This is a genomic window from Synergistota bacterium, assembly GCA_021159885.1.
In the GTDB taxonomy this organism is placed as follows: Bacteria; Synergistota; GBS-1; order GBS-1; family GBS-1; genus AUK310.
This window is the reverse complement of sequence record JAGHDO010000017.1, coordinates 1-25,658: the sequence shown is the minus strand read 5'-3', so window position 1 is coordinate 25,658 and position 25,658 is coordinate 1. Positions and strand designations below refer to the sequence as shown.

Annotated in this window: 25 protein-coding genes and 1 tRNA gene; 17 read left to right on the top strand and 9 right to left on the bottom strand. The window is 42.9% G+C overall.

What is annotated here, in order from left to right; all coding sequences use genetic code 11:
* Window positions 1-9: 9 nt before the first annotated feature.
* Together J7M13_01430 and J7M13_01425 are read right to left on the bottom strand one after the other, a co-directional pair.
* Window positions 10-1,248: a DUF4097 family beta strand repeat protein gene (locus tag J7M13_01430; protein MCD6362655.1), complete on the bottom strand. Its 1,239-nt coding sequence runs from the start codon at window positions 1,246-1,248 to the stop codon at window positions 10-12.
* Complete coding sequence (locus J7M13_01425; protein ID MCD6362654.1) at window positions 1,229-2,173, bottom strand: DUF4097 family beta strand repeat protein; 945 nt, start codon at window positions 2,171-2,173, stop codon at window positions 1,229-1,231. Before J7M13_01425 ends, J7M13_01430 begins: the two co-directional genes overlap by 20 nt.
* 64 nt (window positions 2,174-2,237) lie before the next feature.
* Here J7M13_01425 and J7M13_01420 point away from each other — a divergent pair, with 64 nt between their 5' ends.
* On the top strand, window positions 2,238-2,564 hold the full coding sequence (locus J7M13_01420) for a hypothetical protein (protein ID MCD6362653.1): 327 nt from the start codon (window positions 2,238-2,240) through the stop codon (window positions 2,562-2,564).
* On the opposite strand, the gene J7M13_01415 is transcribed toward J7M13_01420, so the two are convergent.
* Genes J7M13_01415 through J7M13_01405 form a run of 3 tightly spaced genes read right to left on the bottom strand, consistent with a single transcriptional unit; the run spans window position 2,527 to window position 4,588 of the window.
* Window positions 2,527-2,892, bottom strand: coding sequence for a response regulator (locus J7M13_01415; protein MCD6362652.1), 366 nt, complete (start codon window positions 2,890-2,892; stop codon window positions 2,527-2,529). The two genes, J7M13_01420 and J7M13_01415, sit on opposite strands and share 38 nt — an antisense overlap.
* Window positions 2,893-2,912: 20 nt before the next feature.
* On the bottom strand, window positions 2,913-3,374 hold the full coding sequence (locus J7M13_01410; protein ID MCD6362651.1) for a chemotaxis protein CheX: 462 nt from the start codon (window positions 3,372-3,374) through the stop codon (window positions 2,913-2,915).
* The gene (locus J7M13_01405; protein MCD6362650.1) at window positions 3,374-4,588 is read right to left on the bottom strand and encodes a HEAT repeat domain-containing protein; all 1,215 of its coding nucleotides are present in this window, start codon (window positions 4,586-4,588) and stop codon (window positions 3,374-3,376) included. The genes J7M13_01410 and J7M13_01405 overlap by 1 nt, the downstream gene beginning before the upstream one ends.
* Before the next feature lie 36 nt (window positions 4,589-4,624).
* Here J7M13_01405 and J7M13_01400 point away from each other — a divergent pair, with 36 nt between their 5' ends.
* The 8 genes from J7M13_01400 (at window position 4,625) to J7M13_01365 (ending at window position 12,726) form a co-directional block, all read left to right on the top strand.
* Complete coding sequence (locus J7M13_01400) at window positions 4,625-6,268, top strand: chemotaxis protein CheA (protein MCD6362649.1); 1,644 nt, start codon at window positions 4,625-4,627, stop codon at window positions 6,266-6,268.
* Complete coding sequence (locus tag J7M13_01395; protein MCD6362648.1) at window positions 6,255-8,063, top strand: methyl-accepting chemotaxis protein; 1,809 nt, start codon at window positions 6,255-6,257, stop codon at window positions 8,061-8,063. The genes J7M13_01400 and J7M13_01395 overlap by 14 nt, the downstream gene beginning before the upstream one ends.
* Window positions 8,060-8,449, top strand: a complete 390-nt coding sequence (locus tag J7M13_01390) for a chemotaxis protein CheW (protein MCD6362647.1) — start codon at window positions 8,060-8,062, stop codon at window positions 8,447-8,449. The genes J7M13_01395 and J7M13_01390 overlap by 4 nt, the downstream gene beginning before the upstream one ends.
* Window positions 8,424-9,401, top strand: coding sequence for a hypothetical protein (locus tag J7M13_01385; protein MCD6362646.1), 978 nt, complete (start codon window positions 8,424-8,426; stop codon window positions 9,399-9,401). The genes J7M13_01390 and J7M13_01385 overlap by 26 nt, the downstream gene beginning before the upstream one ends.
* On the top strand, window positions 9,398-10,405 hold the full coding sequence (locus J7M13_01380; protein ID MCD6362645.1) for a proline racemase family protein: 1,008 nt from the start codon (window positions 9,398-9,400) through the stop codon (window positions 10,403-10,405). Before J7M13_01385 ends, J7M13_01380 begins: the two co-directional genes overlap by 4 nt.
* Before the next feature lie 70 nt (window positions 10,406-10,475).
* Window positions 10,476-10,829, top strand: a complete 354-nt coding sequence (locus J7M13_01375; protein MCD6362644.1) for a 4Fe-4S dicluster domain-containing protein — start codon at window positions 10,476-10,478, stop codon at window positions 10,827-10,829.
* 2 nt (window positions 10,830-10,831) lie between these two features.
* Window positions 10,832-12,571 carry an aldehyde ferredoxin oxidoreductase family protein gene (locus J7M13_01370; GenBank protein ID MCD6362643.1) on the top strand — a complete coding sequence of 580 codons (1,740 nt, stop codon included), beginning with the start codon at window positions 10,832-10,834 and terminating at the stop codon, window positions 12,569-12,571.
* A 66-nt stretch (window positions 12,572-12,637) separates the two neighbouring features.
* A tRNA-Leu gene (locus J7M13_01365) sits at window positions 12,638-12,726 on the top strand.
* A gap of 307 nt (window positions 12,727-13,033) precedes the next feature.
* Here J7M13_01365 and rlmN read toward each other — a convergent pair.
* Window positions 13,034-14,074: a 23S rRNA (adenine(2503)-C(2))-methyltransferase RlmN gene (rlmN, locus tag J7M13_01360; protein MCD6362642.1), complete on the bottom strand. Its 1,041-nt coding sequence runs from the start codon at window positions 14,072-14,074 to the stop codon at window positions 13,034-13,036.
* A 33-nt stretch (window positions 14,075-14,107) separates the two neighbouring features.
* Here rlmN and J7M13_01355 point away from each other — a divergent pair, with 33 nt between their 5' ends.
* Genes J7M13_01355 through J7M13_01345 form a run of 3 tightly spaced genes read left to right on the top strand, consistent with a single transcriptional unit; the run spans window position 14,108 to window position 18,360 of the window.
* Entirely contained in the window at window positions 14,108-15,022 is a 915-nt protein-coding gene (locus J7M13_01355; protein ID MCD6362641.1) for a hypothetical protein, read from the top strand.
* On the top strand, window positions 15,019-16,962 hold the full coding sequence (locus J7M13_01350) for an O-antigen ligase family protein (protein MCD6362640.1): 1,944 nt from the start codon (window positions 15,019-15,021) through the stop codon (window positions 16,960-16,962). Before J7M13_01355 ends, J7M13_01350 begins: the two co-directional genes overlap by 4 nt.
* Before the next feature lie 36 nt (window positions 16,963-16,998).
* A complete protein-coding gene (locus tag J7M13_01345; GenBank protein MCD6362639.1) occupies window positions 16,999-18,360 on the top strand; it encodes an acetate kinase in 1,362 nt (453 codons plus the stop codon).
* Here the strand turns inward: J7M13_01345 and J7M13_01340 are convergent.
* From J7M13_01340 to J7M13_01330, 3 genes are read right to left on the bottom strand one after another with little or no spacing between them, the layout of a single operon-like run.
* On the bottom strand, window positions 18,344-19,141 hold the full coding sequence (locus J7M13_01340) for a hypothetical protein (protein ID MCD6362638.1): 798 nt from the start codon (window positions 19,139-19,141) through the stop codon (window positions 18,344-18,346). The genes J7M13_01345 and J7M13_01340 overlap by 17 nt on opposite strands.
* On the bottom strand, window positions 19,138-19,887 hold the full coding sequence (locus J7M13_01335) for a hypothetical protein (protein MCD6362637.1): 750 nt from the start codon (window positions 19,885-19,887) through the stop codon (window positions 19,138-19,140). Before J7M13_01335 ends, J7M13_01340 begins: the two co-directional genes overlap by 4 nt.
* Window positions 19,850-20,512, bottom strand: a complete 663-nt coding sequence (locus J7M13_01330; protein MCD6362636.1) for an ABC transporter ATP-binding protein — start codon at window positions 20,510-20,512, stop codon at window positions 19,850-19,852. Before J7M13_01330 ends, J7M13_01335 begins: the two co-directional genes overlap by 38 nt.
* A gap of 10 nt (window positions 20,513-20,522) precedes the next feature.
* Between J7M13_01330 and J7M13_01325 the strand changes: the two genes are divergently transcribed.
* The 5 genes from J7M13_01325 to J7M13_01305 all read left to right on the top strand — a co-directional run.
* Window positions 20,523-21,311: a prepilin peptidase gene (locus J7M13_01325; GenBank protein ID MCD6362635.1), complete on the top strand. Its 789-nt coding sequence runs from the start codon at window positions 20,523-20,525 to the stop codon at window positions 21,309-21,311.
* Window positions 21,308-21,730 (top strand): prepilin-type N-terminal cleavage/methylation domain-containing protein, encoded by a 423-nt coding sequence (locus J7M13_01320; GenBank protein ID MCD6362634.1) that lies wholly within the window; start codon window positions 21,308-21,310, stop codon window positions 21,728-21,730. Before J7M13_01325 ends, J7M13_01320 begins: the two co-directional genes overlap by 4 nt.
* Window positions 21,727-22,326, top strand: coding sequence for a hypothetical protein (locus J7M13_01315; GenBank protein ID MCD6362633.1), 600 nt, complete (start codon window positions 21,727-21,729; stop codon window positions 22,324-22,326). The genes J7M13_01320 and J7M13_01315 overlap by 4 nt, the downstream gene beginning before the upstream one ends.
* A 15-nt stretch (window positions 22,327-22,341) precedes the next feature.
* The gene (locus J7M13_01310; protein MCD6362632.1) at window positions 22,342-25,485 is read left to right on the top strand and encodes a pilus assembly PilX N-terminal domain-containing protein; all 3,144 of its coding nucleotides are present in this window, start codon (window positions 22,342-22,344) and stop codon (window positions 25,483-25,485) included.
* A 27-nt stretch (window positions 25,486-25,512) separates the two neighbouring features.
* On the top strand, window positions 25,513-25,658 hold a 146-nt coding region (locus tag J7M13_01305; GenBank protein ID MCD6362631.1), incomplete at its 3' end, for a late competence development ComFB family protein.

The window sequence follows — 25,658 nt, the reverse complement described above, 5'->3', positions numbered from 1 at the left end:
CCTTTATTATCATTTCTTTCTTATGTTTATATCCCCCTCGGAGGTGGTTAGTTTAACGAGGGCCTTGTATTGATTTAATATTCCAGTAAGTTCATCTCTACTGCTTTGTGTAACTATCAGGGGAAGTTCGCATGAAATTGTACCCTTTATGGTCTTAGCTACTATAGCGGTTGAGGCATCTGTAGGAATCTTTACATTTATGGTTCCCTCAGAAGTCTCTACTATATATCTGCCATTTTCCTTTATAACGGTATCGAGATTTATATCCCCGCTATTTGAAGATAACTCTACTCTGTAGGAGTGCTTATTTCCAAGCGTTAAAGATCCCTGTTTAAAATGTATGGTTATGTTTCCCTCTATATCGTCGAGTAGCATGTCACCTTCCTCAACGATTACGTTGAGGTTTCTCTCAATATGCTCTCCGATGATGCTTGTCTTCATAGCTTTTATTTCAGCGCTTCCCTTAATGTCAAATATGGATATGTTTCCACTATTTGAGCTTACTGTGGCGTTCTGCCTGACATGGAAGACTTTAACATTTCCTTCGGAACTTTCCACATCCACATTCCCGCTCACGTTTTCTAAATGGACTTCTCCCTTCTCCGTGATTACGGTTACGTTTTCTCCTATGTTACTTATCATTAAATTTCCGGAGGAGGTCTGAGCATGAACGCTCCCTGCGATATTTCTTATGAAAACGTTTCCCGAAGATGTTTTAACCTTCAGGTTTTTGCTTAAATCACTTATAAAGACGTTACTCTCCTCCGCCTCTATTGCTATATTCAGGCTCTTAGGGACAAAGATTCTAAAACTAACGTATCCCATTCTTTTGCCATCGTTTTCAGGAATAATGGTTTCTACGGATATATTCTCATCTCTCTGAATGATTCTGATCTCGACTTCCTTAGTTAATTCTTGTGCTTCTCTTTTTGTCTTGCCCCATGTGTGCTTTACCGCAGTGATCTTAAGGAGCATTTGATCCCACGATTTCACTATGATGTCTCCTGCCTTACTGGTGCATGATAAAAGGGCGTTTTCCGATACCAAGAGAAGCTTCTCAAACGGTTCGGTATGCTCTATAAGAGCTTCACTTCTCACCACACTTTCCGTTACCATGTTCATTCCTCCCTTAGGGGTGGTTTCTTCCTTCTCAAGGGATCTATCTTTAAGGCTGCCTTTCACTGGGGCAACCGTTTTATGAGTTTTTTCAGATTCCGAACCAAAAATCTTAGCTATCAGACGGCGCATTTTCCTCTCCTATGAATCCATGTAATATATAAATATCTCCTGACGAGGTTTTAAGGTTCATCTTTCCCTCGCCGGTTCCAAGTTTTATGACATCTTCTTCTATATTAAATAATGGTTCACTAAAGATTTTACCACATTTTGTCTCAAATTTTACGAAGCATGATGAATGAAAAGGAAGCTTTATTCGGATGGCTCCGGATAAGGTTTCGATTCGGTAGTTCCCTTCCTCAAGAGGACGAATGTCTATTGTGATGTTCCCACTCGTGCTATCTGCTTCGAGAATAAGAGATTCTATATCTATTAAGGTCATATTTCCGCATCTCGTTTTTAGCAAAAGAATTCCTTTTCCTCCTTCTACTACGATGTTTCCACTGCTGGTCATGATGCTTAGCTCACCGGCAACGTTTTTCAAAATTAGATTTCCGCTTGAGCTCTCAACGGAGATCTTTCCCTCCGAGCTTTCAATTACGACATCTGCCGAATCTGAGGATATGTTTACGTTTCCCTTAACGTTTTTAACATGTGTAGATAACTTTTCCCTGTAAGACAAGCTTACATCTCCCTCAAGCTTGCTTCCATTTAACTTCTGCATTCCAGTGTCTATTTCGAGATTGAGATAAGGAGGAGCCACGATATCCAAATCTACCCTGATTTTCACTCCTGGTGTGAAGATGAAAAGAGGAGCCATCACTTCAATTATCTTTACATCTTCCTTGCTTTTCTCCTTTAGCTCTATTCGCTTTAAGCGATGCTCTGCCTCTCGCTTGGGTATTTCTCCAAAGATCTCTTTCCTCATGGTGATCTTTATTTCCTTTAAACTCCATGTTTTTAGATTGATTCCACCATGGAGGTTTCTTATTATAACTCTGTTTTCCTCTGGGATTGGTAGCGTTCTTTCAGTTAACTGCGAGTAGCTTTCACTCATCCCTATATCTCCCCTTTTATAATCTCATAAAAGTGGTATAATTTTCAAGGAGGTGGTCGGGTATATGTCAGAAGAGACTCGAGAAATGCTTAGTGTTATAAAAGAGCTTCTTGAACTCATGATAGGAGAGCTTTCAGCTATAAATGATAGGCTTGAGAGAATAGAGAAGGAGCAGGCGTATCTGCGATCGTTGCTTTTATCCACTGCGCGTGAGCCTAAAGCCATTAGAACCACCTCCCTTATGGAGAGGCTTTCTTCCCTGCTTGGCAGAGAGAAGCCCCGAAATCGTTTGATGGAGCAATATATTGCCTTTCTTCGTGAAAACCCCGAAAAGATACCCCTTTCTGGATGCTTTAAGAAGCCTTCTCTGCGGAGAGAAGGAGCTCCTTGACCTTCTTGACGAACTCTGGTATGTTAGGTGGCTTAACGAAATAAGCGTCGGCCTCTACATCCTTAACCAGGTGTTTTTCCTCCTCTGTTGAGAGAATGGCCACTCGTATAGAGGGCTTCGTCTCGCGAGCTCTCTTTATAAATTCTATGCCACTCATTTCGGGCATGTTAAGATCCGAAATGATGAGCTTGATTTCCTTATTCTTCAAAAGCTTTTGAAGCCCCTCATTCCCTCCTGAAGCTTCCTCGACTTCTATTCCATGCTTTCTTAAAATATTTTTGAGAATCTTTCTTATGGTTGGGGAATCATCTACCACTAAGACCTTCATTTAGCTCACCCCCCTTAAGTTTATAACTGCAGGGCTATGTTTATCTCTAAGGTTCCAAACGGAAGTATCAGTGGAACTACAATCGTCGGTATCTTGTTTAGGTTTATAGATAAATCTTTTCCTACCACAAGGGCAGGAGGCGCTATATCTATCTTCTGCCCTAACATGCTTAGCTCCATTGCAGCATTTCCGGAGATCATGTTGGCAAGCTCTCCAATAGCGCTTCTTGCCAAGTCGTTAAATTCGTTTGCTTCCATCCCCATCATCATGGCGGATGCCAATCTTTTAGCGGTTTCCATGGGTAGGCTGTATACCACTTGCCCCCTTAAGTCTCCCGTGACCCCTATAATAACCGCTACGTCATGTCCTGGTACCGGGGCTTCTTTAAGGGATAGCTGACCTCTCTCAGGTGTGATTCCCGCAACCTGTTGTATGACGTTGAACGCTGCCGTTACGAAGGGATTTATATAGCGTACATCCATTAGGACTTCACCTCCTCGAGCGCCTCCTTAGCTAAATCTCTCACTTCCTCGTCCTCGCACAGCTTTTTAAGCTCCTCTATAGCTCGATCATTCTTAATCTTGGAAAGAAGCTCTATAAGGAAAGTCTTGCGAAGGTAGCTTTTCGTCGCTCTTTTAACTATAATATTAAGGGAATCGATGGCTTTCTCGGGATAGTGAGATAGACCGTCTAATGCGACAGCTGCAACGGTGTCATCTTCATCGTTTAATGCTTCAAGCAAGAGTGGGAAAGCGTCTTCGCCATCGATTCTGGCTATAGCTTCCACAACGGCATATCTGACGTTAACATGGGGGTCATTAAGCAATTCGCTTAGGTAGGGGAGGGCAAATGGGTCCTTGATATAACCTAATACGGTAGCGGTTAGGATTCTGACATTGCTGTCTCTATTTTTGAGGTATGGGATTAGCTTTTCAACGGCGCTTTCTCCTATCTTTATGAGCGCTCTTAAGGCTGTACTCTTTAAGGTTAAATCTTCGCTCCTTCTGAAGAATCTAACGAGATCGGAAGTTGCCTTAGAAGCTCTGAGTTCTCCAAGAGCTTCTATGGTGAAGAAGCATACCGTTTTGGGGCATTCTGGATCCCTGAGAATTTCTATAAGCGTATCAATTGCAGAAGGATGGTTTATCTTTCCGAGTGCGTTTGCAGCGGCAGAAGCGATCCACTCATCTCCGCTTCTTAAGGCGTCGATTAGATAGGGGATGGCTTCAGAGCCTTCGATCTCTCCTAGTGCATTTATTATGGCTATGCTAATATTTTGATCCTTGAGGTTCCATTTCTGTAGGATGATAGGAATAGCTTCACGGAGCTTTATGTTTCCTGCAAGCTCCGTGAAGTAGGAAAAAAGGTCAATGTCCTTTTCAGAATTCCTCAGCCCGTGAAGTACGAGCTTAGGAAACTTTTTACAAAGCTTGGCAAAGGAAGATTGTGCAGCTTGTCTGTGAAAGCTTGGAGGGGAGGATAGAATGAAGTCTAAGAGAGCCTTGGCACCTTCTTCTGAATCGAGCTTTTCCAAAGCGTTTATAGCAAGCAGTTTGATTACTCCGCTTTCGAAGCGATTTAGCACGTCGGATAGCGATGATATGGGTACTTTTACCTCACCTTCTAAAATTTCGAAGAGGGCTTTTTTAACCGTTTCTTCATCGCTTGCTCTCAGTTTCTCTAATATTTCCTCCAACCCTAAATCCCTCCCTTCAGAAGAGGTGATGTTTTCTTGCCGATGGATGATTTCCAGATAGATACCTCCGAGTTTTTGGAGGATTTTAAGAACGAAGCCGAAGATATTCTTCTGCAGCTCGAAGAGGGTCTACTATCGCTTGAGAGAGACCCTCTTAATAAGGATATCATAAACTCTCTCTTTCGTGCAGCCCATACTTTAAAAGGAACTGCATCCTTTTTCAATTTGGAAAGGATCACAGAGCTTGCTCATATCTTAGAGGATATTTTACAACAACTTCGCGATGATAAGATATCTTTTTCTCAAGAATTGCTTTCTTTGTTTTTTGAAATGCTTTCAGCCTTAAGAGATGGATTAGATGGAAAGGAAATTGACTCGGGAGCTTTTAGAAAAAAGGTCGAAGAGATCATCTCTCGAGGCGAAGAGAAGAAGATCAATGCGGAAAAAGCGCCTTCTGAGGAGGCGCTTATCCCTGAGAATTCAAGGAAAATAAAGCTTTTTTCAATAAAGGTTGATGTAAAAAAGCTTGACTCGCTTATGGATCTTGTCAGTGAGCTTGTCATAGGGAGGAACAGGCTTCTTCAGGTTGCACGAGAGCATGAGAGTGAAAAGCTTGAGGAGGTAGTTTCTTTCCTGAACAGAGTGGTTTCAGATATAAGGGAAGAGGTAATGTCAATGAGAATGGTTTCAATACGGCATCTTTTTTCACGCTTTCCTCGCGTGGTTAAGGAGCTTGCCCTTAAACTTGGTAAGGAGGTTGATTTGCTGATCGAGGGTGAGGATACGGAGATAGACAAGAACCTCGTTGAGGGGATGTACGAACCTATGGTTCATATATTGAGAAATGCGGTAGATCATGGGATAGAGCCTCCCGAGGAAAGAAAAGCTATGGGGAAAAGCAGAAAAGGTAAGATAACTGTTAGAGCGTATCATATGGAAGGCAGAGTTATAATAGAGGTGGAGGATGATGGAAGAGGAATAGATCTTGAGGCTGTCAGAAGAAAGCTCCTTGAAATTGGGGAATTCCCATCTGAAACTGTAGCCAAGATGTCTGAGAAGGATTTACTCAAAGCTCTTTTTATTCCCGGTTTTAGTACCGCTAAGAGAATAACCGAGGTTTCTGGGAGAGGCGTTGGAATGGATGTTGTTAAGGATCAGGTTGAGAAGCTTGGGGGAACGATTGAGGTTTTTACTGTGGAGGGAAAGGGAACACGCTTTACTATAAAGCTCCCTATGACCTTAGCCATAGTGGTTGATTTACTGATGGAATGGGGAGGAAGGAAATTTCTGATACCTCTTTCATCCGTTGAGGAAGTTTTAAGAGTTAGACAAGAGGATGTGGTAATGCTTTCTACGGGTCCTGCGTTTTTCTGGAGAAATCTTTATGTGCCGCTTCTATCCTTTGAGGATCTTTTGGGAGTGTCTGGTGAAAGGGAGGAAAGGGATTTTTACCTCGTGGTTCTCCTACGTTCTGAGGGCAAGAGAGTAGGATTGAAAGTGGAATCTTTATTAGGTAAGCGCGAAATAGTAGTTAAGAGATTAGGGGATTACTTAGGAAGGGTTCCCGGTATAGAGGGGGCTGCCATACTCGGTGATGGCAGTATAGCCTTTATACTGGATGTTCCATATATATTCAATTGGTATTGGAAGGAGGAGGTTAAGCATGTTGCAGCCTCTTAAAAGAAGGATGCTGCTATTTTCCATTTTAGTTGCTACTTTATCTATCGTCGGTGCCGTTTTGCTTGTTAGATCGCTCCAGAGTGATGTCTTAGAGAAAAGAAAGATATATGAAAAAAGTATCTTTGAGACTAAAGTTAAAGGGTTGGACGGAGATATAGCAAGCGTGAGAAAATACTTTCTTGAAATAGATCATCGGAGCGAGTCTGCTGTTAACGCTGCCTTTGGAGCTAATCCTTTCCTGTTAGCTGTAATCTTTTACGGCGATGAAGGAAGAAAGGTATTCGTTAGAGATGGTGTACCTGACGTTTTTCTGATTAGCGTTCCTGAAGGGGGGAAAGAGATAGCCTTTTACTCGAAGGAGCTTAGGGAGGAGTTGTATCTTTTGGAGATCAGAGGAAGAGAGCTTTGCAAGCTTGTTCTTTCGATAGATAGGCTGGTTAAGGCTAAGGGAATAGATTTCACTCTTATTGACAGGTATGGAAGGGTTCTGTGGTCTTTGAATAGGAACGAGATTCGGAAGTTTATAGATGAGATCCCATCACTCAGTTTCCTGAGGAAAACCGGTTTAAGGGAGCTTGAGGAGAGCCTTGAGGGTAAAGTTTATTTCGTGGAACCCATTCCATCTCTTAAGATGTTTGCTATCTATGATATTCCACAAGTTTTCATATTGAGGCCAGATAGGGAAAAGATAACGAAACTCGCTGTTTACGTTATTTCCATATACGCAGTCGTTTTGATGCTTTACATTTTCTTCTTTAGCGGGGTATATAGAGCGCTTGAAAGACTTTTGATGCCTCTTAGGCGTTTTTCAGAGGGAGAGCTTGAGATAGAGGTATCTCAGAGGGAGAGTATATTTTCTTCCGTTAGCGATGCGGTTTTTAATTTTATAAGGTTTATAAGAGGGATAATATTTGAGCTGAGAGAGACATCCGCTCGATTGATCGAGGGCACGAACAGAATAAGTGCTTCTTTGGAAAACATAACCGCGCGATCTCAGGAAGTCGCTGCTCAGATAAGCGATGCAGCTGCCTCTATAGAGGAGCTCAGCAACTCTATAGGTGAGATAGCAGACAACACGCAAAACATGGCGAATTTTGCTGAGAGGGTTGTTGATACCGCTCAGAGAGGTGGAAAAGCGGTTAAGCAAAGCTTAAATAGCGTTGAGGATATCAACGATATAGTAGCTAAGGCTTCAAGGATAGTTAATGACCTCTATCAGAGATCGAGAGAGATAGGTAAAATCACAGAGCTGATAAATGAAATAGCTATACAAACGAATCTCCTGGCGCTAAACGGAACCATAGAAGCAGCACGAGCTGGTGAATATGGTAAGGGCTTTGCTGTGGTTGCTGAGGAGGTTACCAAGCTCGCTGAACGGACTGAAAAATCAAGCAAGGCAATAGCTCAGATAATAGAGGAAATTCAGGGAGCGACAGGGGAAATAGTTAAGATAATGGAGGAGGAAATATCTAAGGTTAAGGAAGGAACTCGATTGGCGAGAGAGGCTTCCGAGGCAATGGATGAGATAATCGAAACGGTCAAGGAAGGGGCCAAGATAATTAACGATATATCTGAAATGACTAACCAACAGGCGAAGGTTAGCGAAGATATAGCTCACACCATAGAGATAATATCCCACGCGAGTAGGGAGAGCGCCATGGATGTGGAGCGTGCGGCCGCTTCCATACAGGATATAAACAGAATGGCGGAAGAAATAGAAGCTTTGATGGCAAAGATAGGTGGGGGAAAAACACCGACTGCTATAGAGCTTAAGGAGGAAGAGAAAGAAGAGTGAAGTGGCGCTATCTCGTTTTTCGCGTTAACGGCTACAGGCTTAGCGTTCCCCTCGAAAACGTGGTTGAAGTTTTAAGGGAATTTCCTGAAATCGTTCCCGTTCCTAATACCCCTTCGCACGTAAAGGGTGTGATAAACCTGAGAGGAAATATATGTGCTGTTGTTGACATAGGTGAAAGGTATGGTTTTAAGGGGGAAACTTCTGAAAAGGATCCTCGGATAGTCATAGTCAGAACCGAGAAGTTTGAAGTTGGCATGTGGGTTGATAGGGTGGAAGGGGTATTCTGGCTTGAGATAGCATCTGGGGAAACGCCTGATCCGGGATTGTCCGCTATACTTCTTAAGGGGGAGGAGAAGGTTTTTGAGCTCAATCTTAAAAGACTTTAAAGGTGTTATACTCATAGTAGGCGGAGTCGATGTGGGGAAAACCACATTCACGCTATTTCTTGCTAATAAGTTCCTTTCAGAAGGTAGAAGCGTAGCGATAGTTGATGCGGATCCAGGTCAATCTGACATAGGTCCTCCGGGAACGCTCAGTGTGGGGTTTTTAGAAAGGAGAGTCGAGCGTATGTCTGAGATACCTCCTGCTAAGCTTGCTTTTATAGGTTCTACCTCTCCCGGGGGCATTTTCACATGGCCCACGATATGGGGACTTAATGATCTTGTCTTATATGCTCTTTCAAGAAGTGACGTGGTTATAATCGATTCCTCAGGTTTGGTTAAGGGGAAGGATGGCTACATTTTAATTAGGGGAAAGATATCTCTCATAAAGCCCGACCTGGTAATCTTTCTGGGGAAGGAAGGCGAATATCTTCATCTTGTTCAAGATGCTCGGAGATATTCTAAGGTTAAGGTTATCCCATCTCCACCGGGAGTTAAGAAAAAAAGTCAAGAGGAAAGACGAATGAATCGAGCGAGGAGGTGGAAGGAATATTTCAGTGATTCTATAGACATTGATCTCGCGTGGGATTCTCTTGAAATAGGAGGATTTCCTCGTTTTGGCGTGGGGGTGCCTCTTTCAAGGCGATCTTTGAATGAGCTTTCGCTTGAGCTTGGGGTAAAGGTAATATGGGCGGAGAGCGAGGATGGCAATTTGAGGTGCTTGCTTTCTGATCATCCCGAGTCTGATATCAAGCCTGAGATGGAATGGCTTACGCTTGGGGCCATAAAGGGTACACTGGTGGGACTTGAGGGTATGGATGACTTGCTTGATGTTGGAATGGTCATCGATCTTAATGAGGAAAGAATAATAGTGAAAACGCCATATAGTAATCCCGGGAACATAAGAAGGCTTCTTATTTCAAGGTTAAGAATCGATAAGGAGGTGCTTGGAGCGTGAGGATAAGGAGGGCGGTAGCAGTTTTGGATACTCATACAGAGGGGGAGCCCACGAGGATAGTCCTTGGTGGTATGCCTCTTCTTAAGGGGAATAGCATGGCGGAGAAAAAGAAGTATTTTGAGGAAAAGCTCAAGAATTGGAGAACTTTTCTTATGAGGGAACCTCGGGGACATGCGGATATGTTCGGTGCGGTGATAACGGAACCCTTTCATCCAGAGGCAGACTTGGGCGTGGTTTTTATGGATACGAGTGGTTCGCTTAATATGTGTGGTCATGGAAGCATAGGGATAATAGCATCTGCCGTTAAGTTAGGGTGGGTGGAGAAAAAGCGGGAAATAGTTTTGGAGAGCCCTGCTGGTTTGGTTAGGGGAAGGGTTGAGGAAGAGAAAGGGGACGTTTACGTTGTTTCTCTTATAAACGTACCTTCGTTTCTTTATCTTTCAGATTATGAGCTTGAAATTCCGGAGATGAAGAAAAGGATAAAGCTTGATATAGCTTTCGGGGGGAATTTTTATGCTATAGTTGAAGCTTCTCAACTCGGTCTTGAGGTTTCTAATGAAAACCTTCCTCAGCTTATTAAGCTTGGGTTGAGGATAAGAGAGCTTCTTAACGAAAAGCTCGATGTCGTTCATCCGGAAAAGGAACATATAAGGACCGTTGAGCTCGTCGAGTTCTCTGGTCCACCAACTCACCCTGAGGCGACGATGAAAAACGTGGTTATATTTGGTGAGGGTTCGGTTGATAGGTCTCCATGTGGAACCGGTACTTCGGCTCGAATAGCTACCTTATATGCCAAGGGTAAGCTTAAAAAGGGCGAGGTATTCGTGCACGAGAGTATAACATGTACGCTATTTAGGGCTAAAGTAATCGATGAGGTTAAAGTTGGAAACTATAAGGCGGTTATTCCCGAGATAACTGGAAGCGCGTGGATATGGGGTTTTAATTTCCTTATCGGGGAGGTTGAGGATCCGCTTTTTGATGGTTTCCTACTTAAAAGGGCTTAGGCGATTGGAGGGGAGAGGATTGAGATTAGCGGTAGTGGATACTGAGAGATGTGTTGGTTGCCAGAGCTGTATGTTTGCATGCGCGAGAAGGTTTGGAGAAGCGGGTTTAGCCAAGACGTGTATAGGTGTGAGATCTGTTGGTGGAATGGAAAGAGGATTCGTAGTTATAGTCTGTAGGGGGTGTGAGGATCCTCCGTGTGCGAGAGTTTGTCCAACGGGGGCTTTAAGGGTTAAGCCTGAGGGAGGAGTCCTTTTAAAGGTTGATGAGTGCATAGGTTGTGGCTATTGTAAGGAAGCTTGTCCTATAGGTGCAGTTTTCTGGGATGATGAAACTAACAAGCCCATGATCTGTTCTCACTGTGGATATTGTGCTAATTATTGCCCTCATGGAGTTCTCGAGGTACTTAAGGAGGAGGAACGTTAATCATGTATAGAGTACTTTACATAGATTTAAGCAGGAAGAAGTTTTGGTTAGAGAGCAGGGCTGATCTGTTTAAAAAATATATAGGTGGCACAGGAGTGGCTATACAGCTTTTAAGGGAAAATTGCCCCGACGGTGTGGATCCGCTTTCTCCGGAGAATCCTATAGTCTTCGCTGTTGGTCCTTTAACGGGGTTTTTCCCTATGGCGTCTAAGACGATAGCCATGTTTAAGTCTCCGCATACGGGAAATTTGGGAGAAAGCCATGCTGGTGGTAGAAGTGCTATAGCTATAAGGATGGCAGGATATGACGCCATAGTTATAAAAGGTGCGAGTAAAACCCCAGTTTATATCGCTATTCATGGGGATAGAGTTTATTTCCGGGATGCTTCTGCTCTTTGGGGAATGAGAAGTGCCTTTACGGTAGGAAGGATAATAAGGGAAAACGAGGGAGGAGCAGGATTGAGAACCATAATGAGGATAGGAAGGGCTGGAGAATGCCTCGTTTCTTATGCATGTGTTACCACGGAAACCTACAGGCATTTTGGAAGGCTTGGGCTTGGAGCGGTTTTCGGTAGTAAGAGGCTTAAGGCAATCGTGGTTTCTGGAAAACGCTCGCTTTCTGTAAAGGATAAGAGGTCCTATAGAGAGCTTTACGATGAGATATATAAGTCAGCTGTTGAATCTCCCGTGATGAAAAAGTATCACGATCTTGGAACACCCCAGAACGTTATTCCCCTGAATGGGTTCGGTGGTCTTCCTACGAGGAATCTTAAAGAAGCGTCCTTTGAAAAAGCTGAGGAAATCTCTGGAGAAAGGTTTGCTCGTGATTACCTTGGCAGAAGGCTTGCGTGTTCTCACTGCCCCGTTGGGTGTGTTCACATAGCGGCTTTAAGAGAACCTTATGAAGATGAGTCTTACTTTTACAAAACCTCGATGATTTCCTATGACTATGAGCCTATTTATGCTTTGGGTTCTATGATAGGAGGATCTGACCCTGAGGGGTTGCTTAAGCTCATGGATAGGATAGAAAGCTTGGGGCTTGATGCTATGACAACGGGGGTTGTTTTGGCGTGGGCTACCGAGGCACAGGAAAGAGGTTTGATAAGTGAGAAAGAAACGATGGGGATTCGGCTTTCTTGGGGAGATTATACTTCATATATATCCTTTGTGGACCTTATAGTGAGCGCTCCAAACGATTTTTTTAAAGCCGTTTCGAAGGGGGTAGAGCACGTCTCGGGAATATATGGTGGAAAGGATTTCGCGCTTGCTTTTGGAGGAAACGAGATGCCGGGCTATCATACTGGTCCTGGAGCTCATATAGGTTTTCTCATAGGGGCAAGGCATAGCCACTTAGATTGCGCTGGGTATAGTCTTGACCAGAAGGTTCTCGTTAAGGAGAACCTCTCTCCGCGCGAGGTGGCAAGGAGACTTCTTGAAGAGGAAAGATGGAGACAAATTCTTTCGAGTCTCGTTGTATGCTTCTTTGCGAGAGGAATATATAAACCTGATGTAGTGTGTAGAGCCTTGTCGCTTGTGGGATTTGATTTAAGCGAGGATGACCTGAGGGAAATAGGGATGGAGATTCATAAAGCCAAGTATAAGTTTAAGATAGACAATGGTTTCTCTCTTGAGAACATAAGAATTCCCGGAAGAATACTTGAGACACCAACTCCCGTTGGAAGACTTGAAGAAAAAGCTATTCGTGAGGCTTTAAGGCTTGTCTGGGAGAAGGTTAGGGGGTAGAGCTCTCTTCATAAGAGGGCTTGACTTAGAGCAGAACTTCTTGCTACAATTTCAAGGAGATTTTGTGTCGGAGTGGCGGAACTTGGCAGACGCGCTGGACTCAGGATCCAGTGGGCTTTTTGCCCGTGCGGGTTCAAATCCCGCCTCCGACACCATCGAAAAAAGAGGAGAATAGGGGATAGCGGGAAAGCTATCCTCTATTCTTTTATTTTTCTCTTGGGGGGAATGATTAGATATAAAATTCTTTTAATTGATGATCAAATATTTAATTTAAAGCTGATGGAGGGAATGATAAGAAGAGGCAAATTTAGCTATTCTCTTCTGACTTTTTCGTTTTTCAGATTTTATCAAAGCTCTTGATTTCCTGAAGGAGAATAGCATGGATATAGTGATAACCGATTTGATGATGCTCCGGATAAATGGAAAGAACATTCTGATTTATTTGAGGAGCGAGAAAAGGCTTTAAGCCTTTTGCGTGAGATTCTCAAGGAGATATCTTCTTAGCTGACCGCATGCTGCTTCTATATCACTTCCCTTTTCTCTTCTTACCTCCGCGTTTATTCCAAGCTCGAGGAGCATTTGATGGAAACGGGATATCTCTCCAGGGGAAGGTTTTCGGAAAGGAGATCCTGGAATAGGGTTAAAGGGTATAAGGTTTACAAAGACCTTAAGACCTTTAGCGAAATTCCGCAGGGAAAGAGCATCTTCCCTCGAGATGTTAAAGCCCTTAAGCATTACATATTCGATAGTAATTCTTTTCTTCTTCTCTTTCTGAAAGGCGATTAGGGCTCGCTTTATATCTGAAAGCCTGTATTTTTTAGCTATGGGTATTAGTTTCTCTCTTTTTCTTTGCCGAGCGGAGTGAAGGGAAAGGGCTAATCTATATGCCCCATGAATGTGAGCAAAAGCTCGGATTTTAGGAACTATTCCCACGGTCGAAACGGTTATATTCCGTGTGCTCGTGCTCATTCCAGCAGGATGTGTCAAAATCTGTAGGCTTCTTATGGTTTCTTCGTAGTTTAAAAATGGTTCTCCCATACCCATATAAACTATCCTGTTCGGGGATTTTCCTGAATCCATTCTCAATGTAAGAACCTGATTAACGATCTCTCCACAGGAAAGATTTCTCTTAAAACCTGCCATACCTGTAGCGCAGAAAAGACATCCTACTGGACAGCCCACCTGTGTTGATATACAGTAGGTTGTTCTATTTGGATGGGGAATAATGACGCTTTCGATGCATAGAGAGTCTTGTAGACCAAGAAGATATTTTATTGTTCCATCTTTTGAAACTCTTCTCTCTATGACTCTCAAGGGCTGAAGTTTAAATTGCGTCTTAAGTTCCTCTCTGAGCTTTTTGCTCAGGTCAGTCATATCGTTAAATTCAAAAGTCCCCTTTTTATATATCCATGAGAAAATTTGAGATGCCCTGTAGCTTTCTTCTCCCTTTTCGGTTAATATCTTTATTAGCTCGGGGTAACTTAGGTTGAGTATATCTCTCATGTTGGAAATTATATCATATCGGGGGGTTAGATATTGAAGGTAGGTGTAGTAGACATAGGTAGCAACAGCGTAAGAGGGCTCTTAGGAGAGATTCAAGAAGGAAAAGAGTTTAGATATATGAGAGGAGATATTATAACTACCAGACTTGGTGAAGGGCTTTCCAAGAGTGGAAAGCTATCCGATGAGGCGATTTATAGAACCCTTCAGGGGGTCAAGTCTCTACTTGATGCTTTTAAACGCTATGAGGTTAGGGAAATCTATGGATTTGCTACGAGTGCGGTAAGGGAGGCAAAGAATGGTAGGTTTTTTCTAAAAATCCTTAGGAAGGAGAGCGGATTGTCTGTGGATCTCCTCAGTGGTGAGGAAGAAGCCTTGCTGAACCTTCTTGGTGTAGAAGTGGGAATTGGTATTGAAGGGAGCTATCTCCTTTTCGATATAGGAGGGGGTAGCACAGAGATAGCTTTGAAGAAGGAGGAGGATCTTATCTTAAGGAGTTTTCCTATAGGTGCGTTGAAGATAAGGGAGAGATTTGGAAGGGAACTCGATGAAGCATGTTGTTTTCTCGAGGCCTTCTGGAGGGAAGAAGCTTCAGACCTTAGACGATTGACACAAGGAATAGATAATTTTGTGGGAATTGGGGGTACGCTATCTGCTCTCGTACTCTTGAGGAAGAAAGCTACCTCATATGATATCAAAGCTGTCCACGGTGAAACCATAGATATACTATGGCTTTACGAAAAGCTCAGAGAGCTAAAAGAACTTACCTTGAGAGAGTTAGAATTGCTTCTTCCGTTTGATCCCGGTAGAGCCTACATATTCCCTCACGGAGGCGCTCTTCTTTTCTCGCTCATGAGTTTCTTCTCTGCTTGTGAGGTCAAGGTTTCTGAGACGGATCTTCTCTGGGGAGCCTTGGTAAAGAGGTGGAACGTGAGGGGTTTTAAGCTATGAAAAGGTTGATATGGATCTTTCTACTCGTTTCGCTTCCTTTAGCTTACTCCAGATGGACATATTATTGCGATGGTATCAAATATATAACGCTGTGCGCTGGCGTTTCGCTACTCGCTATCCTTTATTTTTTCGATCTTTTTAGATCCCCTCCTGAAAAGATTTCCCTCTGGAAGGAAGACCTTCTTTTAATTGTTTTTTTTGTCTGGACGCTGGTTTCTCTGACTGCTTCTGACAACGTTCTCATGAGTCTCAGAATGGGAGCGTTTTTCTTTACCTATTATGTAATTTTTTACTTCTGGAGATACGAGGTTAGAGAATCGGAGCGCGAGGCTTTTTCTATTCTGGGTAAGATCTCAACGATCGTGCTCTTTATTGTTTCCCTATATGCTTTTATGCAATACTACGGAATATATTTCATCGTACGTGCAAAAGGGGGAGGGCCATCCTCTATATTCTCAACGCTTGGCCATAGAAACTTCGCATCTGACATGGAGATACTCCTCTTCCCTCTGGCGTTTTATCCTTTCTTGAAAGAGAAATCCCATAGTAAGCTCATCTTTTACTCGATAACGCTTCTGATTTCTTGGGTTAGCCTCTATATGATGCAAAGTCGTGGCGCTTTAACTGGGCTATTAGTTGCTTCCTGTTTGACCCTTCTTCTACTGCGGAGGGGAAAGGTGGGGCTCTTTCTGCTTAAGAGAAAAAGAAGAGTAGGTCTCCTTCTCCTTTTTATGCTTCTTTTAACGGTGATATATTCCTTTCCCAATCCAATAAGCACTGCGAGGTTTTACGGCTTGGCTCATCTCTCGAGAACGGTCAAGCTATTCGAGAATCCGTATAGCGCTACCTCAGGAAGAGTTCTCATCTGGCGTGCGACTCTAAATATTATAGGAACTCATCCACTCAGAGGGGTGGGGCTTGGAAGATTTGGCTATAACTATCTGCTTTACCAGGCAGGGGTTTTAAAAGCGGATGAGTATCCTCTTAATGCTAAAAGGGCTCATAACGAGTATCTCCAGATATGGGCTGAGATGGGAACACCAGCCTTTCTTTTCTTTCTCCTTTTTCTTATGAACCTTTATAGACGAATATGGAATCTAATTGGAAAGCCCTTTGGTGTGAATAAGCTTAAGATCATTGCGCTATCCTGCGGAATTACTGGAGGATTGATACATGCTTTATTTAGCTTTCCCTTTCATCTACCAGCAAATGGCTTTTATCTCATTCTAATGATGGCTCACGTATTTGGTCTCTCCGATCCCTTAGAACCCAAGTTCAGTACTTTTTCGGTGAGAAAATCCATTATAAGGGCATTTTCTCTGCTGGTGATCTTTATCTCTGCGTTTTCTTTTTCATACTCATTAAGATCGTTCGCCTCTCAGTATTTGTGTGCCAAGATTACGATCGAAACGCTTAAATTAAGAGGAGGTAAGGCTAAGGCTGAGAAACTTTTGAACGAAGCTCTGCTTGCCTATAGATTGGATCCTCTTGAGCCGAGAGCGATATTTTTCGTAGCGAGGTTTTATTCGTACCTTGGAGATTTTAAGAAAGCTATGCTTTATTGGAGGAGTTTTCTCGATGTAGAAACCGACTGGAATGCTATCTATAATCTCGCTAATCTTTATCTCAGGGCGGGGAGGATGAGGGAAGCTGAAAGGGTTTACAGATATCTCATTAAGCTTAAACCCGATTTTGCCCGGGCTTGGCATAACCTTGGTGTGCTTCTTAGGGAGAAGCGAAAGTTTAAGGAGGCAGAGGTGGCCTTACTAAAGGCGATATCGCTTAGGAAAAATTACGCTAAGGCTTATCTTAACCTCGGTAAGCTTTATATCCAAACGGGTGAGAGGGAGAAGGGAATCTGGTATATTAGAAAGGCAGTTGGTTTGAATCCAGATCTACTTAAGCTTGATGATGTTAAAAAGATGCTTGGGGATCCCTAAGATTATGTTATAATTGCCTTAAGGAGGTGATCTTTTATGTACATTTTAACGCTAAATTGTGGAAGCTCGTCCGTTAAATACATGCTTTATGATTGGAATCGGAAGTTCCCCCTCGTAAGAGGTATAGTTGAGCGGGTTACCGTGGGGGGATCTTTCTGCGTTCACTCTCCGCACGGTAAAGATAGCGTGAGAGTGGAGCATGAGTGTCCGGATCACAGGGAAGCGATAAAGCTCATAATTGATCTTCTTCTTCATTCGGAGTATGGCGTTGTGGAAGATATTAGAAAGATTAATGCCGTAGGCCACAGAGTGGTTCATGGAGGTGAGGAATTTGCAAGATCAGTGCTCATAGACGATGAGGCGATGCGTACCTTTAGGAGGCTTTCTGATCTCGCTCCTCTTCACAATCCTCCAAATATAATGGGGATAGAGGCGGCTAAGGAGCTTCTTCCGGAAGTTCCTCATGTGGCAGTTATGGATACCGCCTGGCATCAAACGATGCCGCCGAGCTCTTATATTTATGCTCTTCCTTACGAGTGGTATGAGAAATATGGCGTTAGAAGATATGGTTTTCATGGTACATCCCTTCTTTATGTTGCCAAGAGGGCTGCTGTTCTTCTTGGGAAAGATCCTTTTGAGACAAATATAGTTTCACTTCACATAGGAAATGGTGTTAGCGCAAATGCGGTTAAAAAGGGGATTTCATTCGATACAAGCATGGGTTTTACCCCGCTTGAGGGACTCGTTATGGGGACAAGAGCTGGCGATCACGATGCTGCTATAGATCTTTACATAATGGAGAAGGAAAATTTATCTCCGGAGGAGATGAACAAGCTTCTTAACAAGAAGAGCGGGCTTTTAGGTATAACTGGCAAGTATATAGATAGAAGAGATATCATTTCTGCGATGAATTCTGGAGATGAGAGGGCTAAGCTGGCTTTCGAAATAGAATGTTATAGATTGAAAAAATATATAGGGGCTTACTCTTTCGCTCTCGGCGAGATTGATGCCATAGTCTTTACGGCGGGCGTCGGCGAGATGTCACCGGAGGTTAGGGGAGGGGTTCTCGAAGGATTAGAGTTCTGGGGAATAAAATATGATCCCTCTAAGAATGCCCTTTCGAGGACGAGAAACGCTGAGACTTTTATACATTCGGACGATTCTCAAGTTAAGATATTCGTTATCCCAACGGATGAAGAGCTCGTTTTCGTAGAGGACGTGGTTGCTATACTTGAGGGAAGGTATGATATTCACACGAAGTTTAAATACTCTTTTGAGAATCCCAATTATGTGAATCCTCTAAGGGCTGAGGAGTTCAAGAAAGAGCTTGAGGAAAAGCCAGAGCTTAAGAGCATTCTCGCTGTACCCCCAGGGGGGATATCTATAGTCGGGATTTGACCCTTCGTTCCTGGGCATCCCAGTAGAATCCTTTTCCCCAGGGATCTCTGGGGATTTTTCCTATATAACCCTTTTGGACTAATTCCTGCAGGGATGAGGGAAAGCGCCCCTCAGAGCGAAGGAAGCGGTTAACTGCTTTTTCAAGGTTATTTAATCGCGTGAGCCAAAGCAGCTTTTTCTTAAGCAGGAATCTTTTTCTCTCGTCCCTGCACTTTTTTAACTCATTGAGAATGTATTTCATTCCTGCTTCGTATTTTTTACCTCTGTAAAATGCAAGGATCAAAAGTCCCCTCAGATACTCACATGCCCCTGGATATTTCAGCGCTACTCTGATGCACCTTTCAGCTTGAATGGGTTCATCAAGATAAAACAGCTTTATAAAGCCTATTTGAGCCCATATTCTCCAGTCTTCACGATAGAGTGCCATTTTACGAAGAGCCCTTGAGGCTGTCCTCGATCCCTCTTTGCTAAGCGTGAGGTTATTTGCGGTGAATGAAGGTATCTCTTCCGATCTGGGATCGAGCCTGAAAGCTGAAACCAACATCTCAGCTAACGTTTTATAGGGTACATTAGAGTTCTCCATGTAGTGCAAAATTGCTTTTATAAAGAGATATTGTGAAGCCGCTTTTCTTTCAAATGTGAAAGCGATCTCGTATAGTTTCTCTACTCCCTTTGGTGGGGCTGTTAATCTCTTGATAGTTTTGCACTTTATAATTGTTTTTTCTGATATAAAAAAGGACAGTGTCAGAAATAGAATTCCTATTGCAATTTTGGTCTTCATGTAATTTCGCTCCTTTCGAAAATTGATTCTGCCAGCATTAGCACGGCACATGAGTAGCTTATAGCGTAAGCTACCGATGAGAAAAGCTCATGACTTTTTATCAGTGTGAAGTTTGGAAGCAGGTAGTAAACTACTTTGCTTACCAATCTCATTAGAAAAGGAGCTTTAAGCTCTGAGATAAATATGTAGGCATCTGTAGTCAAGTTTCCCGCCAAATAGATCCCTAAGCAAAGTGCGAAGTTTATGAGAAGCGAGGAAGGAAGCAAAACGTAGAAAAGACAGGATATCGATATAAGAGGAACAAATGTTAAAAATATAGAAGGAAAGCTTACCAGAAGCTTGCTTAGAAGGGATAAATTCGATATTTTAAATGCGATGGCTACAGCGGAGGCAAGAATGAGAGAGGCGATGATATATCCCGCATAAAGTAGCAGAAATCCTAATATTCTCCCCCTAAGATACGAACCTCTGCTCTTTAAATGCGAGATGTAAACCTGAAGCGTTCCCCTCTCTCTATCGCTATAAATGCTGTAGAGGGATAGAAAGAGCATCGAGAGTAACGAGATGAGCTTTATGAAGAATACGGCGAAAATCCCGAAGGTTCTTGTCGGCTCGTCGAGCGAGAGAACGCTCAGAAATGCCGAGAATAGCGTTAGGAACGCTATAGCAATAAATGAAGACTGTATGGTTTTGCTCCTTATCCCTTCCTTAACCGTTATTAACGTTAGCATTATCGTTTCCTTCATGAGATATCACCATCTTTAAAAAATCTTTTTCTGAAAGAACTTCTCTGAGTTCAGATACCGATGCAGTCAGAATGATTTTTCCCTTATGAATGATTGATGCGCTGTCTCCAATGTCGATTACGTCTTGGAGTATGTGAGTGCTGAAAAGAATGGTTTTCCCCCTTTTTTTGAGTTTGAGCATGATTTCCTTGAGTTCAATTCTTCCCGCTGGATCGAGGCCTGAAAAGGGCTCATCAAGTATGAGAAGATCTGGGTCATGGATCATGGCTTGAGCTATGCCTGATCTTTGGATCATCCCTCTGGAAAAAGCTTTTATTAACTTTTTCCCCTCTTTTTCCAAGCCTACCATTTTAAGAATTTCATCTGTGTTCCTTCTTTTTCCATGGATAATATTGATGTAATGCAGCAATTCCCTACCAGTTAGATTTCTCGGGGGATTGAAATTTTCGGGCAGATATCCTATTCTATCCTTTAGAGTAGGGTTCCCAGGGGCTTTATCAAGAAGCTTTATCTTTCCTTTATCGGGATGCATGAGGCCTAATAGTATCTTAAACGTCGTTGTTTTCCCCGCCCCGTTTAACCCAACGAGGGCATGAACTGTGCCCTCTTTAACAAGGAGGTTCACTCCCTGCAAGATGGTTTTCTTTCCCATCGATTTATGGAGATCGGATACATGGATGGCTATTTTCATTTTCACACTGGGTTCTGTGGTAGGAAGCTTTTTAAATGTTTGTATATATAGATTGCCGCGGGGCTTATCCATCGTTTATCCTCCTTCCTTTTGCCCCTCGTGTGGTCATGCGCTTCGCTGGTACGATCTTATTCCAATTTTAAGCTATATTTTCCTTAGGGGGAAGTGTAGATACTGTGGCTCGCGAATTTCACCTCGCTATCCCATCGTAGAACTTATTACTGCTTTTCTGTTTTTAATATCATATTTTAGCTTTGGATTAAGCTTTGATTTCATATTTTCATGTTTCTTCTTTTCTATTCTTGAGTTTATCGCTTTTGTGGATCTTGAAACTATGGAGGTTATGGATTTAGCGATATACCTTGGTTCTTTGATTGGACTCTTATTTAACTTAAAAAATTATGGTTTAAGTGGGGTATTCTTTTCTATTAAGGGAGCGATATATGGGGCTGGAATCATCGCATTGATTTTTTACATTTCCAATGGGGGTATGGGCGAGGGAGATATAGGTATAGCGGCACTTATGGGATTCTGGCTTGGTTGGAAAGGAGCGGTTCTCTCGATCGCTATCGCTTTTCTTGGGGGAGGCGCAGTCGCTGGAATGCTCCTTATATTAAAGCTGAAGAAATTTGGAGAGAGAGTGCCCTTTGGCCCATTTTTGGCGCTCGGCAGTGGTATAACTTTTCTCAAGGGAAGCTTTTTGATAGAATTGTACTGGAGGCTTTTAAGTTGAAAAAGGGGCTAAGTTTGGTGGAGCTTTTGATAACAATGGTAGTGATAACAATAGGGATTTTTGCCCTCTACTCTGCTTTCTATGGAGCGCTTCTTTCGGGAGAACGACTCTCATCGCGTTTCGTTATGCTTAAGCTTGCTCAGGGGAAGCTTGATGAACTCATCTATGGCGTTAGTGGTGCTGATTTTCCACAACCACTTCCAACCCAAGTGGTTTTTTCTGGAAGCGAAACTAACTTGGCGAGAATACCTTCATATTTGTCTCCTGGGTTCCACAATAACGTTTATAACGGTATTTCCTATTGCTGTATGGTTGATCTTTCCACTCCTTCGACTGGTGCGCTTCTGATAAAGGTTAGAGTTTGGGAGCATGATCGCCCCAAAAGATTCATTGAGCTCGTGGGAGTGAGGCCCGAGTGAGAAGGTGGGCCCTTACCTTTGTAGAAACCCTCGTAGTCGTGGCTATAATAGCAGTTATCGCTCTTGTTTTAGTTCAAACGTTTCTCGGCGGTTTTCGGGTATATCGTCATGGGATATCGCGCGAGGATATGATTCAAAATGCGAGGTTAGTCTTGGATACGATAAGGAATGAAATGGTTTCGGAGGGAATTACGGTATCAGCCACGGTTTCCTGCTCTACCCTGATATCTGACGAAAATCATGATATTCTTGAGATCACTTCAAGTGGTGCTACGGTAGTTTGCTTTGGTTGCTATCCTGGCAAGAAGTTACCTGATGGTGAAAATGTGTATATACTTGGCAGATGTAAAAATGGTTCTTCACCAACGCCTTTAACGGATGGTTATGATGGTGAGGGAGATCCTTACTGGGTCAGCGTGGAAGAGTTTAAGATTGGTTTTCTTCCAGGGAATGCCTCTCTTTATGGGGAAACTAATATGCCTAATAAGGGCGTATACATATATCTTAAGCTCAGTGGCCCCGGTGGAGCGGAGGGAAAGAGTTATAGAAAAGGGAAGATCTTTGAGGTTTCGACTATTATATACCTGAGAAGGTAAAAGAGGTGTTTAGTGATGAGGAGAGGGTTTGCTGCGCTGAGCTTAGCTCTGATTATAATGGCAGTTTTCGGTATAGTAGGAGTTGGGTTTTACTTTCTTTCAAATGCGCAGGAAGTTTTATCAAGATCTGACCTTAGAGGAGCTCAGAGCTTCTTTACTGCAGAGGCTGGTATAGGTGAAGCAATTGCTAAGTATAAGTCTGATAATAATGGGATTTCGCTAACCAATCCCGTATGGTACTATGGTAAAGATGCTACCTCCCTTTCCATTAGCTGGTCTCCTTATATATCAGATCATGAGTTGGCATCCGTTGGTGGGGTTTCAATGCGTGTTGAGAACGTTAAGATTTGCGAAGAATCAGATAAGGTTTATTTCTATTCAGAGGGGGTCATCTTCGAGGGGGATAAGGAGGCTTCTCGCTTTCCTGTTGCGCTCTGCTTAAAAAAGACAAGTGGGGGGATAAGCGCAGAGCTTGTGGGAGTTGGAGAGGTGATCATAAGAAAAAGCGATGGTTCTACGGTAAACATATTGAGCAAGTATGGCTATAGGGGAGGCCCCGCTTTGAAAAAGGCTTTTGATCTGATAAATGCTGATTCTTCCTACGATAATTCGACGGTTATATTGGGTCCTGGGGTCTATATGGTACCGTTGAGTGAAAAGGAGATTAGCTTTAAGGGGAAGAGTAAAACGTCTTATTTCAAGAGGGTTTATTGCGGTGTGGAGATTATGGAAAGAAATATAACCTTAAGAAGCGCTCTCGGGTGGGGTCCCCATTGGGTTAAAATCGAGGGAATAGTTCCATTGAAGACGAAAGTCAAACCCTCGCCTTATCGAACCACCATTTTGGTTAATCAGGACGCTGGTTTAACGTTAGAAGGAGTTTGGCTATCTCCTCCAATAGATAGATCCGAGATGGAGGGATCCCTTTGGGGATGGGTCAAGCACCTTGAGTCCTCAGCGGTACTCGTTAATGGCACAAATGCTTCATTGACAATGAGAAATTGTATCGTTAAGAATAGGGATCTCGTTAGATATGAAGGAAGCTTGCTATCAGGTGTACTTTTCCTGATGCCATGGGAAGGGAGCTCGGAGCTTACTATGGAGAGCTGTATTCTTGACGGAGGCAACTACCTCGATTACGAAAGCGGTTGGTGGCCTGCTACGAGTATGGGAATTCATGTGGTTAAGCTGGCTGGATGGTTTTCTCAATTTAACGCTACCGTTAAAGATAGCGCGATAATTAATCACAACGTTGGAATATGGCATGTCGGCTTTATAGGAAGCGGAAGCTTTGAGGCTGAAAACTGTCTTTTTTGGAATAACGATTCTGATGTGATCGGGACCGCTGATCTTGTGAATCCTGTTAAGGAAGATCCAAGGTTTAGGAGCTATTATAGCCTTACAGTTCATGAAAGTAAAGCAATAGAATGGTTTAGACACTGGGATTCTTATGTTCCCGATGAAAATTCACCTCTCGATGAAAAAGGCATAGGTTTAACCTCGTCCTATTGGGAAGGTACAATTCCGGTTCCTAAGGGAGGAGAAATAGCACTGCTTCTTAGGAGTGGAGACAGCTATAGCGTCAAATATCTTCACGATGTGGACTCTCTGTTTGATGAAATTTCCAACTACTATTCTGCTAATCCAGATGGATCAGCCATAGCTGTCTTTGGAAGAGGGTTCTGGTATCTTAGAAGGAAACATGAGCTTACTGGTATAAAGCATTTTCAAATGTTATCTGCATGGGGTGCTATATTTACACCTTTGTTTGTCTTTTCGCCAATAGTTTGGGAGGAGGCTTCATCGGATGATGGAATTTTGAGTTTCAGTGAATCATATGAGATAAAGATTAGCGGTTTTTACTTTGGCATAAGTGGTGGAAAGGAGGGAAGTGAAGAGAAAGCATTTATGAGCTTTAGGAATTCTACCTCCTTGGATATAACCGACTGCGTTTTTAAGAGAATCTATGGGGGGATGGGGAAAGTTCTCTTTCTGAGGTTTAACGGATGTTCGGAGGTTCACGTTTATAATGATGTGTTTGATCATAAGTATAGAAAGATAGTAGCTGATTCAGCGGGTAAACCGAGCTTTAGCGAGAGCTTTGACCTTAATGGCGTTTGGGTTAGCTTAGAGGATTCAAGCGTTGATGTTAAAAACAATTTATTGTGGGGGGAAAGCACTGATTGGGAGTACAACTTTTCCGTCGATCCATCTCAGGAAGATAATTTCTACGAGGATGGAGATGGTAGAGTCATAAAGTCGGTATTTAATACTTTATCTTACAGGCTAATTTTTTCGAAGAATAACCCATTTATCGAGAGTGGCTCGGACGGAGGAGATATAGGTCTAAGGATAGGGCTCTATCCATATGTCAGAGCTTTTAAAGGAGTCGCAAGTAAATCCATGAGGCTTGAGAATGAGATGGAAATCCTCTCTGGAAGTGACCTGTCTGAGCTTTCAGGAGCTTTAAAAGATGGGGAAAGCTTGGTGCTTGGTCAGGGAGAATACTCTCTTGGGGAGTCGCTTTCTTTGTTAAACGATGGTTTAGGTTTTCTCGCCATGTGGGGACCCTATTATACCCAAATAAGTGCATCCAGTGCGATTTTAGCTTCCGGTAGAGGGATCCTTCTTTATGGAATCGGCTTTAATATAGCGTCTAACCTTATGGGAAGTGCCTTTTTGACCTTGTCAGGGAGTGATTTTGTCGTCAAGGATATCTTTGTAAGGCTTAGCGGAGATTTTATATATGGCTATGGAGTCAGAATCGAGGCTTTGAGCGGATTGTTAAAAAACATATACCTTAACGGTGGTTTCCTTAGTGCGGGCGAGTGGAAACCGAAGAGCGATTACGGTGTCTACATTTTAGGAGGAGATATTTTGCTCGATCATGTTAATAGCGTTAAACATAAGGAAGTGGGAATAAAATGGTCTGGGGAGATATATGGTTGCAACTCGTATTCAAATACTGAGAATTATCAGCCTGAAAGTGGTGAATCCACGAATATCAGCGCTCATCCTGAAAATGATGATGACTCTAAGTATAACTGGGTATGCTTCCCACTGGATTCTCGTTGCTATTGGTGGAATAATAGCTCTGAGGAAAGGACGGGATCCTACAGAGGCATAGATTGGGCTAATCTTCCCGTTGAGCCTGAATAAAGCTTTCTGAGAAGGGGGTAAACTTATATGATGTCAGAATATAAGATACCAAGAAATTATATGGAAAGGGTTGTTAAGGAGACCCTTGAAAAGCTTCTTAAGGATAGAGATGATGTCTGCAAGTGTGAGGAGTGCATAGCTGATATGATGGCATATGCTTTAAACAGGCTTCC

Bases quoted from the DNA above. Each gene is read 5' to 3' on its own strand.
- J7M13_01335 (MCD6362637.1), bottom strand. From the start codon at position 19,887: ATGAAGGAAACGATAATGCTAACGTTAATAACGGTTAAGGAAGGGATA.
- J7M13_01430 (MCD6362655.1), bottom strand. From the start codon at position 1,248: ATGCGCCGTCTGATAGCTAAGATTTTTGGTTCGGAATCTGAAAAAACT.
- J7M13_01425 (MCD6362654.1), bottom strand. From the start codon at position 2,173: ATGAGTGAAAGCTACTCGCAGTTAACTGAAAGAACGCTACCAATCCCA.
- J7M13_01340 (MCD6362638.1), bottom strand. From the start codon at position 19,141: ATGAAGACCAAAATTGCAATAGGAATTCTATTTCTGACACTGTCCTTT.
- J7M13_01415 (MCD6362652.1), bottom strand. From the start codon at position 2,892: ATGAAGGTCTTAGTGGTAGATGATTCCCCAACCATAAGAAAGATTCTC.
- J7M13_01310 (MCD6362632.1), top strand. From the start codon at position 22,342: ATGAGGAGAGGGTTTGCTGCGCTGAGCTTAGCTCTGATTATAATGGCA.
- J7M13_01375 (MCD6362644.1), top strand. From the start codon at position 10,476: ATGTTTGCATGCGCGAGAAGGTTTGGAGAAGCGGGTTTAGCCAAGACG.
- J7M13_01410 (MCD6362651.1), bottom strand. From the start codon at position 3,374: ATGGATGTACGCTATATAAATCCCTTCGTAACGGCAGCGTTCAACGTC.
- rlmN (MCD6362642.1), bottom strand. From the start codon at position 14,074: ATGAGAGATATACTCAACCTAAGTTACCCCGAGCTAATAAAGATATTA.
- J7M13_01350 (MCD6362640.1), top strand. From the start codon at position 15,019: ATGAAAAGGTTGATATGGATCTTTCTACTCGTTTCGCTTCCTTTAGCT.
- J7M13_01370 (MCD6362643.1), top strand. From the start codon at position 10,832: ATGTATAGAGTACTTTACATAGATTTAAGCAGGAAGAAGTTTTGGTTA.
- J7M13_01345 (MCD6362639.1), top strand. From the start codon at position 16,999: ATGTACATTTTAACGCTAAATTGTGGAAGCTCGTCCGTTAAATACATG.
- J7M13_01325 (MCD6362635.1), top strand. From the start codon at position 20,523: ATGGTTTTCTTTCCCATCGATTTATGGAGATCGGATACATGGATGGCT.
- J7M13_01420 (MCD6362653.1), top strand. From the start codon at position 2,238: ATGTCAGAAGAGACTCGAGAAATGCTTAGTGTTATAAAAGAGCTTCTT.